Below are 12,883 nucleotides of genomic sequence, written 5' to 3' on the forward strand. Positions count from 1 at the left end.
GTCCCTGTTTTCAACAAGAGAATCACTTCGTTGAAAGCGATTCGGACACGTTGACCCCCGAGAAACTCAGCATGCATAGAAATCCAGCACGTAAGGCTGATCATTTTGTTGAGAATGCGAGTTTTGCGGCAATGTGGGAGTATACCTGCCTAAAAACCTTGAAAAGGTGACCTCAACAAGCAGAAAATCGAGCTTGATACTTCAGAATTGTCGCAAAACTCGAAACCTTGATCCTTTTTCGAGCGCTGGAGGGCATTGGCAAGCATTCGCACGCTGATGGCAGCACATTCGACCACATGGGAGCATCATGCCACACTTCATGCCGTGGGGTAATTAGAGTCGAAACTGCTTGTCGAGCAAACCGATATTTCCTGGATGCCAAGCTTTGAGCAGAAGGGACCACTGTGAACAGAGATCACAGCTCACCGCAGGCCAGCACGCCGCAAGGCATGACACCAGCCAGCGCGCTCGCCGGGGGAGATGCAATCCCCCACACGGATGTGGACATGCTGCGAATCCATGATGTCATAACGTCACGTGGCGGTCCGACACGAATTTCGAAATCGAGGACCCTGCACCGAAGTTGTCAATGGCAATGGCAATGGCGCTTGCGGCGCTTATGGCGGTTTCGTAACGCCAGACCACTGGGACGGCTCTGTGCCTTGATTGGGGTTGCGGTGGTGGCGGGCATCGTCGCTGGCTTGATGCTGCCGAAATTCAGCGACGATATCAATGACCTCAGTGGTGGCTATCACGTCACGGGATCCGCAGCAATTGCCCTGCAGCTGTTGGAGATGAGCGAGAGCAAAGCAGCCAAAACCGTCAAAGCTCAGTATGATCGCGCCTCATTCGGATTTCGTCAGACCGATTTCGACGGCAATGGATGCGATGCACGAGACGATGTGCTTGCCAGAGACCTCACCTCGCTGAAGTTCGCCCATGCCGGCAGTTGCATCGTTCAATCAGGGATTCTCAATGATCCGTATACGGCCCAGACCATCGATTTCGTAAGAGGTCCGAAGACGAGCGCAGCGGTGCAGATCGACCATGTAGTAGCCCTCGAGAATGCGTGGATTTCGGGGGCATATGCATGGACGAAAGCCGAACGATATCGATTCGGCAACGATCCTTACAATCTTCTTGCCGTCGATGGCAGCTCCAACCAAGAGAAAGGCAGCAGTTCCGCGGCATACTGGCTGCCGAGCAGCAAGACATATCAATGCAGCTATGTATCCAGACAAATCGGGGTAAAAACCAAGTATCGCTTGACGATTGCGCAATCGGAGAAGCAGGCAATGCTTGTCGTGCTCCACAGTTGTCCGCATCAGGAGCTGCCGAAAGAGTAGCTCGTCGGCTCAAGGGTTTACCACGTCATCCTTAGGCGTATGAGACACATACGGAACATGAGAAATCACATGACGTTCCGAAAAATCCTCGATGCTGCGCAGAATCGGAGCTGAATGAAGATCGGGCAGATGCACGATGCGCATCTTGCGCAATGCCACGCGAGCCATGGCGCGTCCGCTGCCAGCCCCATCTCCCTTCACCCCGAGGAAAATCAGCATGCACATCGCCACGCATATCAGCGACGATACGCGCAGAATCCACTCAATGCCGAAGATGCTTGCCGGAACTGCCGTAGCCGTCCCGCCGCCCATCGCTGACTGACGTGCAGCCACAAAACTCTCCATAAGGATGACCAGCACCGGTGCTCCCATGGCTCCTGCGAGCTGCCGAACGGTGTTCGTCACTGCCGAACCTGCAGAAACCTCCTCAGGTTCAAGACAGTTGAGTGCCCATGTCGTTATCGGCATCAGCACGAATCCCATGCCGACCTGCCGGACGAATTGGCAGATGGAAACCCACCAAATCCAGGTATCAAGCCCCACGAGACTCATGCCAATCGTGCCGAGCGTCAGTACCAGACTGCCGCTGATAGCGACAGGCCGAGCGCCGAAACGGTCAAGGAAGCGACCTCCGAGGAACTGTGCGATGGCCATGCCCAGAGCACCAGGAAGCATGATCAGACCACTCATGGTTGCCGAATACCCGCGGTCGGTCTGAATGTACAGCGGCATGATCACCATGATCGAGCTGAATGCAAAGAACGAAAGGGAAGCGGTGATGGTCCCGACGGTGAAGCCACGATTGCGGAACACTGCCAGATTGAGCAATGGCACCGTCAGATGTATTTGACGCAACACGAACCATGCAATGCCTACGATTCCTACGATCATGGGAAGCCACGTCAAGGGACTCTGCATCGAATATGCCTGAATGTTCGTGAAGCCGAACAGCAATCCGCCAAAGCCAACCACCGAAAGGCTCGCCGAAAAGAAATCAGCGTGCGCCCTCTCATCGCGGGAACCGAAATTACGCAGCCAGACCATCGAGACGATCAGACATAGCGCGCCAAGAATCGTAAGTGAAAAGAATATCGACCGCCATCCGTGACTGTCGGTCTGCAATCCTCCCAATGTCGGCCCCAATGCGGGGGCGACGCTCATGGCAATACCAACGGTTCCCATCGCCACGCCGCGCTTGGCCAGCGGATATATGGAAAAGACGGTTATCTGGAGAACCGGCCACATCACGCCTGTTCCCACGGCTTCAAGCGTTCGACCTGCCAGAACGAGAATGAAGGAGGGCGAAAGCCAGCTCAGCAACGAACCAGCGGTGAAGATGGCCATTGATGCAATCACGATCTCTCGAGTCGTGAAGCGTTTGGTGAGGAAAGCTGTCAAAGGAATCATGACGCCCATGACGAGCTGGAAGATGGAAGTCATCCATTGGCCGGTGGTGACTGAAATATGGAATTCACGTACCATGGTCGGCAGTGCGCTGGTCAGCTGCAGCTGAGTGAAGTTGCCCACGAAGGTGATGAAGGTCAGAATCGAAATCGAAATAAGTGCTGGACGAGTCAGTTTTCCGTGTGCAAATGCCTTGCTCCCTGTAACCGTTTCAATTGGACCATGCCACCGTGCGCGCATTAACTCACTTCTCTCGAGTTCCTAGAACATTCAACAATTATTTCGCAAGAGAATTGCACCGCAAAAAACTCCCGCAAAAATGTTAAGTTTACCTGCACGGGCAGATATACGATGTGGCCTGCCTGTCCATGATTGTGGCGTTCCGGCAATATCATGGAAGCGGAATCGTCAATGAATCGTCAAAGAACAGTCAAGGAATCATCGAGACTTCAGGGGAGCAAACACAATGCACATCGGCATGCTGGGATGGCAGATCAGTCTTGCAGCAGCAGTGGCTGTCGTGGCACTGTGCTGCGTAGCCTGGTGGTTCTATAGGCTTGGCGCTTCGCGCACAGCGAAGAAGAATGCCATCGATGACGCACGTCGCGATTCGATTTTCGGAAGAACCGTCGTCACCGCTCAGGCTGAACGTGGGCTTATTCAGATCATGTACGGCGGCGTCATCGTGCTCAGTCCCGAGCGAACAGTGGAATATGCAAGTCCTGCCATCGAGGAATTGAAGCTTGTCGATGGAGGCCGTCTCGTCTCCGAAGAACTGATAGACATGCTCAACCAGACCGCCGCTGACGGCATATTGCGAGAGCGTGAAATCGAATGCGACCGCGAAGGTTATGCCGGTCCCGCTGGAAAGTCGGGAAGCCCTGCACCGATGCAGCCGCAGAGCATCTCCGGGCTGGGAGTGCAGCCGGGAACTGTTCTGCCATCCAAGAAGGTCAATCTGCGGGTTCGTGTGGGCAGGGTCGCCGGTGAAATCTATGCGATCCTGATTCAGGACACCAGTGAGCAGCGAAGTTTCGAGCGCATGCGCCGCGATTTCGTCACCAATGTCTCTCACGAACTGAAAACGCCGGCCGGGGCGATCGCCCTGCTCGCAGAAACGGTTTCGGACGCTTCGGATGACCCCGATGCGGTTCGCTACTTCTCAGGAAGAATTTCGAAGGAATCCGAGCGTCTCACGGGGTTGGTCAGCAGGCTGATCGAATTGCAGAAGGCTGAGGAAACGCTGGATGTCTCTGAAAACAAGCAGACGAATGTTCTGGAAACGGTAGCCGACGCCATACGGGAGAATCTCGTACAGGCTGAATCAAAGCATATTGAGATCATGCTCTCAATGAACGGACAGCGCATTGCCTTCGATGGCGAAAAACCAACAAACGATAACCCAAACCCCTTGCTCATTGTGAACAATACCGATGCATTGAAAACGGCCGTGAAGAATCTGGTGGAGAACGCCGTCAGATATTCCCCGGTGAAAACGCATGTGGCCGTGGGAATCGTTGCCGATGATCAGAATATTCGTATCAAGGTTGTCGATCAGGGAATTGGGATACCGGAACGTTCCCTCAGCCGAGTCTTTGAGCGCTTCTATCGCGTTGACCCGGCGCGCTCGCGGGAAACCGGTGGAACGGGTCTAGGTTTAAGCATCACCAAGCATTGCGTGCAGGAGTGCGGGGGAACCATTGCAGTATGGTCTCGTGAAGGGGAGGGTTCCACCTTCACGATAACGTTGCCTCGGCATTCGAAAGTCAACGATGTGCACGAGACTGATGGTGGCGCTGCCGCAATATAAAGGACATCAATACTATGGTGACACTCAGGGAAGGCATTGCATGACTCGCATACTGATTGTGGAGGATGAGGAATCGTACAGAGAGCCTCTGGTATATCAGCTGAATAGGGAAGGATATGACGTTTCCTCAGCCGCGACAGGCGAGGAAGGCCTTGACATATTCACCAAGGGCGGTGTCGATTTGGTGCTGCTCGACCTGATGCTCCCAGGCTTGGACGGCATAGCCTTGTGCAGGCGGATACGCGAGCAGTCGCGCGTTCCCGTCATCATGTTGACGGCAAAAAGTTCGGAAATCGACAAGGTCGTCGGGCTTGAAATCGGGGCAGATGACTATGTCACCAAGCCTTACTCCTTCCGTGAGCTGCTGGCGAGGATCCGTGCCGTGCTTCGGCGCAACCAGAGCGACCAGGCTCCAGAGCGGGGGAATTCGGTTCATGCAGACATGCCTTTGACCTGCGGTGAGGTTTCCATGCAGGTTGGGGAGCATGCAGTGCAGGTTCGAGGCAGTGACGTGTTCTTTCCGCTCAAGGAATTCGAACTTCTCGAATATCTCTTGCAGAACAAGGGCAGGGTGATGACCCGTCATCAGCTCATCGATCGCATCTGGGGATCGGATTACGTCGGCGATACCAAAACTCTTGACGTGCATGTCAAGCGAGTGCGTTCGAAGATTGAAAACGATCCAGCCCATCCTAAATATCTGACAACGGTTCGAGGGCTCGGCTATAAAATCGACGAACCGAAAGACTAGTTCCTCCGAACGTCGAAAAATCAACACCTGTTCATGCTCCGTTAACCTTATTCGCTTCACGGTGCCGGATTCACCCAATACGCTTGGAGTTGTCATGAACTTCCATGTGCCATGTTCATGATGGGTGTGGTCGGTTCGTTTGAGACCGCCACAATGTATTGAGGAAGGCACCCAGGCGGGCAACCGTCAAGGATGATAGAGGAAAGAATATATGCGTAACAATGCGTTGATCCGTTCCGTCGCTGCAATCTCCGGTTTCGCCATGTTGGCAGCCCTTGCAGCTTGCGGTGACAACACAAATGCAACTTCGTCAAGTTCAGCTTCAACTTCTGCCGCTGCTTCAATCTCTGGTGAATTCGCAGGCGCAGGAGCATCGTCACAGCAGAGTGCCGTTGAAGCATGGATTGCAGGCTTCGCGGACAAGCAGCCTGATGCAAAGATTTCGTATGACCCATCCGGTTCAGGTGCAGGTGTGAGCACCTTCCTCACCGGTTCAACGGTCTGGGCAGGTTCTGATGCCGCAATGACGTCAGACCAGGTTTCCCAGTCAAAGTCAGTATGTGCTTCGGGCACAGCCTTCGATGTACCTGTGTACATTTCTCCAATCGCCATCGTCTACAACCTCAAGTCCGCTGGTCTTAACGGCACCAGCAAGCACTTGAAGCTCGATGGTGAGACCATTGCCAAGATCTTCGATGGCAAGATCACCAAGTGGGATGATTCCGCAATCGCCAAGATGAACCCAGATGTCAAGCTCCCTGATCTGGCAATAACGGTCGTTCACCGTTCAGACAAGTCTGGCACGACCAAGAACTTCCTCAGCTACATCAAGGACACCGCCGGTTCGGCATGGTCATATGAGGTTGGTGAGAATTGGCCAAACAACGTCGGTCAGGGTGCCAAGGGCACGTCCGGCGTCATCACGACAGTCAACCAGGCCGAGGGAACCATCGGCTATGCCGACGCTTCACAGGCTGGCAGCCTGGGCACTGCTGCAGTCAAGGTCGGCAGCGACTATGTTCCTTACTCAGCAGAGGCTGCTGCCAAGGTCGTCGATGCTTCTCCCAAGGATGATACGGCAACTCAGGCCAACCGCGTGGTCATCAAGATTGACCACAACACCACTGAGTCGGGCGCATATCCGGTCGTGCTGGTTTCGTACGACATTGCATGCCCCGCATACAAGACTGCCAAGAACGGTGAATTTGCAAAGCAGTGGCTCACCTATGTCGTCAGCAAGGAAGGTCAGAAGACCGCCGCTGACAGTGCAGGAAGCGCCCCAATGTCAGCATCTCTGCGCGCCGATGTCATGAAGTCGATCAACGCCATCAAGACCAAGTGAACGACTTCCACAGGTTCTGACCGATTCGTGAGTGCTGATATGGCAGGAGACATGTTGAATATGCAATCCGTTTCGTGAGTGGCTTTGTCCCTCGCGAGGCGGATTGCTTGCCGAGAAGGTACGGTTCTTCTGCTGTGTCTGGAAGCATCCCGGTAAGGTTATACAGTGAGACTCAATGCGTGAATCGCATACGACGAAGGAGAAGCCTTGAGTTCGCAGACAACGGTGACACAGAACACTACATCGGGAAAGTCCGGCGACAGAGTGTTCAAAGGTCTGGCTTATGGGGCCGGAATCATGATTCTGGTGGCATTGGCCGCCGTGACGTTATTTCTTTTAGTTCGAGCGATGCCTTTGCTGACCGGCAGTCAGAAGGCCAATGAGGATACCATCGTTTCATTCACAGGTGGGCAGGCGCATAACTTCCTGCAATATGTTGGGCCACTGGTTTTCGGCACGATTCTGATTTCTGCTTTGGCCCTGCTCCTTGCATTTCCCATTGCTGTCGGCATTGCATTGTTCATATCGCACTATGCATCGCGTAGGCTTTCCACGGTGTTGAGCTATGTCGTCGACTTGCTGGCTGCCATTCCATCAGTCATATACGGCTTGTGGGGAGGCATCGTGCTCGTGCCTCATATCACCGGTTTCTGGAGTTTGGTGGCGAAATATCTAGGTTGGTTTCCACTGTTTCGTGGTCCGGCTGCAAACCCATCTCGCACGGTTGCAACGGTTTCCGTGGTGCTTGCAGTCATGATTCTGCCCATTATCACTTCCGTCTCCCGTGACATATTCCTTCAGGCTCCTCGCTTGCAGCAAGAGGCGGCTTTGGCCATGGGTGCCACCAAGTGGGAGATGATTAAGCTTGCGGTATTGCCTTTCGGGCGTTCTGGCCTGATTTCGGCATCCATGCTGGGACTGGGACGCGCACTCGGCGAGACAATGGCTGTGCTGATGATTCTTTCACCTGGAATGTCCTATTCCTTCAAGCTGCTGCAAGCCTCGCAGAATCAGACCATCGCGGCCAACATCGCGGCGCAGTTCCCTGAGGCGAACGATTTGGGAGTCTCCACGCTGATTGCGACTGGACTGGTTCTGTTCCTGATCACATTCCTCGTGAACTTCATAGCTCGTAGAATCACTGAGAAAGCGAGAGTATGATGTCAGATTCACGTTCAACGATTGACTTCGACAAATTCAAGCCGACCAGATCATTCCTTGCGGCTCGTAAGCGCAAGGATTGGATGATGCGAATACTCATCGTCCTTGCCTTCCTGATTGCCTTGATTCCGCTGATCTCCGTGCTGTGGACCACGATTTCTGCTGGTGTGGCACGGCTGAATCTGAACTTCCTGAGCTACAACATGTCAGGAGTGGTCGGTGGGAACGCGACACCCAGCGGTGGTTACGGCGGCATTATTCATGCCATCATCGGCACGCTTCTGGTGACCTTTGGATCGATGGTCATTTCGATTCCTCTCGGACTGATGTGCGCCGTGTATCTGGTCGAATACTCGCATAACGGTGCATTGGCTCGATCAATCGGTCTGCTGGTCGATGTCATGAGTGGCATTCCTTCAATCGTTGCGGGCTTGTTTGCCTACGCTCTGTTCAACACCTTGGTGGGTCCGGGAACAGTGAATGGTTTTGTCGGTTCGGTTGCCCTGTCACTGCTGATGATTCCAACCGTGGTCAAGACTTCCGAGGAAATGCTGAAGATCGTTCCTAACGATCTGCGCGAGGCTGCCTATGCACTGGGCGTTACCAAGCAGAGGACGATTACGAAAATCGTGCTCAGAACCGCTCTTCCAGGCATCGTATCCGGCGTGATTCTCGCCATTGCGCGTGTTATCGGCGAAACTGCGCCCCTGCTGATTGCAGCGGGCTTTATTTCCACGACGAACCTGAATCTTTTCAGCGGCCGCATGACGACCCTGCCCGTGTATGTCTATCAGGAATATTCGCAAGGTCTGGCAACATGCTCGGCTGCGGCAATCAAGGCAATACCGCCATGCCTGCCGCAGATTCGCATGGAGCGGGCATGGGCAGCGGCCTTGGTGCTGATCATCATCGTGCTGCTGCTGAATCTGATTGGTCGTCTGGTAGCCAAGCTGTTTGCAGTAAAGACCGAAAACTAAAATCGAAGACTGTGTCATCACGGATTCCAGCAGGAATCGTGAAGTAAAGGAACGAATATGGGACAACGCATAGATGTTAATCATCTGAACGTCTACTACGGGAAGTTTCTCGCGGTTGAAGATGTGAACATGGCCATAGAGCCAAATAAGGTCACGGCCTTTATCGGCCCTTCGGGTTGTGGCAAGTCAACGGTCTTGCGAACCTTGGATCGCATGCACGAGATCATTCCCGGCGCGTATGTCAAGGGCGAAGTGCTTCTGGAAGGCCAGAATCTGTATGCGCAGGACATCGATCCTGTAACGGTTCGCCGCGATATTGGCATGGTCTTTCAACGTCCAAACCCATTCCCGACCATGTCCATTCGTGACAATGTGCTTGCAGGGGTGCGGCTGAACAATCGACATCTCAAGCAGTCTGATGCTGATGAACTCGTAGAGTGGGCTCTGAGGGGAGCAAATCTCTGGGAGGAAGTCAAGGACCGTCTGGGTAATCCTGGCATTGGCCTTTCCGGTGGACAGCAGCAGCGCCTGTGCATCGCACGCGCAGTCGCCGTGCATCCGCAGGTCCTGCTCATGGATGAGCCGTGCTCGGCCTTGGATCCTATTTCGACGCTTGCCGTCGAGGATTTGATCAACGAGCTGAAAAAGGACTACACCATAGTCATCGTGACGCACAACATGCAACAGGCTGCTCGTGTGTCAGATTACACGGCATTCTTCAATCTTCGGGCAGTGGGGGAGCCGGGTCATCTGGTCGAGATGAACGATACGACCACAATCTTCTCCAATCCTGGCGAAAAGGACACCGAGCGCTACATTTCTGGCCGCTTCGGATGATCCAAGATGTAGTGATTGCGAGTTTTGCGGCAATTCTGAAGTATCAAGGCTAAAAATCGTTGAAATGGTGACGAGAAATAGCCAAAAATCGAGCTTATACTTCAGAATTGCCGCAAAACTCGCATTCTTCATTTTTGGCAGCGCAAAGGCACCCAAATTTTGGTGCTTGTGTTAATTTCTCTTTACAATTTTTGGCGCGAAAGTACCGATGTGTGACTTAACGCACATCCTGTCTGATGAGGCAACAATCGCGGGCTATTGCCGGTGATATGCTCTCCTTGTCCAACACATCTATAACTAGGGAGAAGAGAGTATGGACAAGTTCTTCAAATTGAAGGAGAACGGGACTAGCGTCTCAACAGAAGTGGTTGCAGGTATCACAACCTTCTTCGCAATGGCCTACATCATCGCTGTGAATCCAGAAGTGCTTTCGAAAACGGGAATGCCTTGGGGGGCAGTCTTTCTCGCAACAATAATCGCATCCATCATCGGTACGCTCGTCATGGGCTTGGTTGCAAACGTGCCTTACGCTCTGGCTCCAGGAATGGGTCTGAATGCCTTCTTCACCTTCACCGTCGTGAAGGGTCTTGGCTTCACATGGCAAGAGACCTTGAGCATGGTTTTCGTATGCGGTCTGATTAACATCATCATCACGGCCACCAAGATTCGAAAACTCATCATCAAGTCAATCCCGCCAATGCTCCAGCACGCCATCGGCGGCGGTATCGGTATCTTCATCGCCTACGTCGGTCTGCTCAACGTCGGCATCATCAAATTCAGCCCGGACAAGACGGCACCGGCACTCGCCAATCCTGCACTGACCGTATTCAATTCAGGCACGACCATCCTGTTCCTTATCGGTCTTCTGCTCGCCATCTTCTTCTTGGTATTCAAGTTCAAGGGCCGCCTTTCATTCATCAATAAGGGCGGCTTTGTTATTGCCATCGCACTGACGACCCTCATTGGAATTCCTATGGGCATCACGACGATGAGCGCGGCAACAAATCTTGGTGAGTCCTTCAGCGAGCTTCCGCAGACCTTCCTGGCCATCTTCACCCATGCAGGCTTTGGCTCGCTGTTCTCCGATCCAGCAAAGCTGCCAATCGTCATCATCACCATCTTTGCCTTCTCGCTGTCAGACACCTTCGACACCATCGGCACCTTCGTGGGAACCGGTCGTCGTTCCGGCATCTTCTCGCAGGCTGACGAGGATGCGCTTGAGAACGGCTCTGGCTTCAGCTCAAAGATGGACAAGGCTCTCTTCGCAGATGCTACGGCAACTTCCATGGGCGCGCTCTTCGGCACATCCAACACCACGACCTACGTTGAGTCTGCAGCAGGCATCGCAGCCGGTGGCCGTACAGGTCTGACCTCGGTCGTGGTTTCGATCTGCTTCGCATTGAGTGCCTTCCTTGCTCCTGTCGTTTCCGCGATTCCTTCTGCGGCCACGGCTCCAGTGCTTGTGCTCGTGGGCTGCATGATGATGAGCTCGTTCCGCGAAATCAAGTGGGACGACATCACCGAAGCAATTCCTGCCTTCTTCACTTCGGTGTTCATGGCGTTCGCCTACTCGATCTCCTACGGCATCGCAGCGGGCTTCTTGGTCTACTGCCTCACCATGACCTTCAAGCGCAAGGCCAAGGACGTCAACATCGTCATCTGGGTTGTTGCCCTGCTCTTCGTACTTGATTTCGTACTTCAGGCAGTGCTCTAAGCCTCCATATCGGCAGCTGGTCTCCACAGCGATTCCAGCTGCTTGAGCTATGAACCAATCCGCTTACCGAGTGTGCCCGGTCTTCTTGAGAAATATGAATAATCTCAAGAAGACCGGGCACACTTGTTATTGGTTTTGGTTTTGTCTTGGTTTGGTACATTCCCAGGATTGCGATGTTGACAATTCGATTCTGTGCTCATTCCGCACCGCACTCGAAATAAGCGCTAAACAGGCCTTCTTGCGGCTACCTGGCAGAAGATGTACTTTCCTACTCCCTAGCCGCCTATCGTCGTTGATAAGCAGCTAGAGCAACGATTGATTGATTCTCAATCGCATGGATGCAATACGGTTTAATACCATCCAGTGGATTGCGAATGAGACCAGGCACCGCAAGGGCTGGAATAACGTCCCGCGATGTATCCAAGACCCCAGGTAATCTGCGTTGCAGCGTTGGTGGACCAGTCTGCACCTGCGGATGCCATCTTGCTGCCCGGCAGCGCCTGAGGAATGCCGTAGGCGCCTGAAGGATTAGCTGCAGTCGTGCTCCAGCCAGACTCGCGGTTCCACAGCTGAACGAGGCAGGTGAAGTCGCTTTCGCTCCATCCGTGGGCCAGAACCTGAGAATGTGCAATGCTCTGCGCCGTTCCGACTGGGGTTGTGGACGTTGAGGATACAGGAACCGTTGCAGAGGTGGTGGCAGCAGTCGTAGCCTGAACCGTTCCCGTGCCTATAAGAATGACCTTGTTCACTGGTGCAGTCTTCACATACGATGCGAAGATGTTGCTTGAAGAGTCCTTGCCGCCGACCTTGGTAATCAGGCTGGTGGTCTCCATGATGCCTACCTGGCCTTCGGTTTCTACCTTGGTCGTGCCAGCAGGAAGGCTGTCAGTCTTCTCTTCGATGGTGTTGAAGGGAATCTCGCTCTGTGAGGACTGAATCTCGTTATTTGAACGTGAAATCTGAATGACCGTCGATTCCGTGACCTTGGTGTTCAGGCCTGGCGCAACGGTGTCGTCGGGCTCAAGTGTGATGTCTCCCGCATCGAGCACCGATTTCACGGTGGTGAAGTTGTCGCCAAGAATCAGTTTTGATTTACCGTTGATGACTACCTTGACGTAGGACGTGCCTGTGGAAGATCCCCCTTGACCTTCGTTGATGGCCTTACGTACTGAGTCTCTGGAAACTTCAAGGCCTTGCATCTGCGTTGCGGAATAGGACGTGACCTGAGTCTTTGCCTGCGCTTCTGGTTCGCTATAGAATCCTCGTGACACAATGCCCGCGGTGCCTACCAGAATGAGTGCCGCAGCTCCTGCGAAAAGCCTGGTTCGCTGTCTTTTGGTCAAGACCTTGAACACGGAAATACGTTCTCTTCGGTGGCTTACCATCGTTCTCCTCTATGTTCGACTACAAATTCTTAAGCTGCGCGTTCCGAATATATTCCATCTCGGATCACAATGCCTTCTCGTCCCGCGCCGGGCGGGTGCACCCTTAACGCATACGCGCTGATGCTTACACAATTTCAACATAATAGCGCAGCATGC

General features: G+C 53.5%; 10 protein-coding genes. 8 read left to right on the forward strand and 2 right to left on the reverse strand.

All coding sequences use genetic code 11. From position 1 onward, the window contains the following. Window positions 1–704: 704 nt before the first annotated feature. On the forward strand, window positions 705–1,346 hold the full coding sequence (locus tag QN215_RS02570) for an HNH endonuclease family protein (protein ID WP_369345039.1): 642 nt from the start codon (window positions 705–707) through the stop codon (window positions 1,344–1,346). Between the two features lie 9 nt (window positions 1,347–1,355). Here QN215_RS02570 and QN215_RS02575 read toward each other — a convergent pair whose 3' ends face one another. After that, window positions 1,356–2,990, reverse strand: coding sequence for an MDR family MFS transporter (locus QN215_RS02575; RefSeq protein ID WP_369344573.1), 1,635 nt, complete (start codon window positions 2,988–2,990; stop codon window positions 1,356–1,358). Window positions 2,991–3,216: 226 nt separating this feature from the next. Here QN215_RS02575 and QN215_RS02580 point away from each other — a divergent pair, with 226 nt between their 5' ends. From QN215_RS02580 to QN215_RS02610, 7 genes are all read left to right on the forward strand, one after another. Beyond that, entirely contained in the window at window positions 3,217–4,560 is a 1,344-nt protein-coding gene (locus QN215_RS02580; protein ID WP_369344574.1) for a sensor histidine kinase, read from the forward strand. A gap of 40 nt (window positions 4,561–4,600) precedes the next feature. Further along, window positions 4,601–5,311, forward strand: a complete 711-nt coding sequence (locus QN215_RS02585; RefSeq protein WP_369344575.1) for a response regulator — start codon at window positions 4,601–4,603, stop codon at window positions 5,309–5,311. Window positions 5,312–5,522: 211 nt separating this feature from the next. Further along, entirely contained in the window at window positions 5,523–6,653 is a 1,131-nt protein-coding gene (gene pstS / locus QN215_RS02590; protein ID WP_369344576.1) for a phosphate ABC transporter substrate-binding protein PstS, read from the forward strand. Between the two features lie 207 nt (window positions 6,654–6,860). Further along, window positions 6,861–7,814 carry a phosphate ABC transporter permease subunit PstC gene (gene pstC, locus QN215_RS02595; protein WP_369344577.1) on the forward strand — a complete coding sequence of 318 codons (954 nt, stop codon included), beginning with the start codon at window positions 6,861–6,863 and terminating at the stop codon, window positions 7,812–7,814. Next, entirely contained in the window at window positions 7,811–8,791 is a 981-nt protein-coding gene (gene pstA, locus QN215_RS02600; RefSeq protein ID WP_369344578.1) for a phosphate ABC transporter permease PstA, read from the forward strand. The genes pstC and pstA overlap by 4 nt, the downstream gene beginning before the upstream one ends. 57 nt (window positions 8,792–8,848) lie before the next feature. After that, complete coding sequence (gene pstB, locus QN215_RS02605) at window positions 8,849–9,628, forward strand: phosphate ABC transporter ATP-binding protein PstB (RefSeq protein ID WP_369344579.1); 780 nt, start codon at window positions 8,849–8,851, stop codon at window positions 9,626–9,628. 313 nt (window positions 9,629–9,941) lie between these two features. Then, window positions 9,942–11,342 carry an NCS2 family permease gene (locus QN215_RS02610; RefSeq protein ID WP_369344580.1) on the forward strand — a complete coding sequence of 467 codons (1,401 nt, stop codon included), beginning with the start codon at window positions 9,942–9,944 and terminating at the stop codon, window positions 11,340–11,342. Between the two features lie 350 nt (window positions 11,343–11,692). On the opposite strand, the gene QN215_RS02615 is transcribed toward QN215_RS02610, so the two are convergent. Further along, window positions 11,693–12,727: a G5 domain-containing protein gene (locus QN215_RS02615; RefSeq protein WP_369344581.1), complete on the reverse strand. Its 1,035-nt coding sequence runs from the start codon at window positions 12,725–12,727 to the stop codon at window positions 11,693–11,695. Window positions 12,728–12,883: the final 156 nt, after the last annotated feature.

It is taken from the genome of Bifidobacterium sp. WK041_4_12 (assembly GCF_041080795.1).
In the GTDB taxonomy this organism is placed as follows: Bacteria; Actinomycetota; Actinomycetes; order Actinomycetales; family Bifidobacteriaceae; genus Bombiscardovia; species Bombiscardovia aquikefiricola.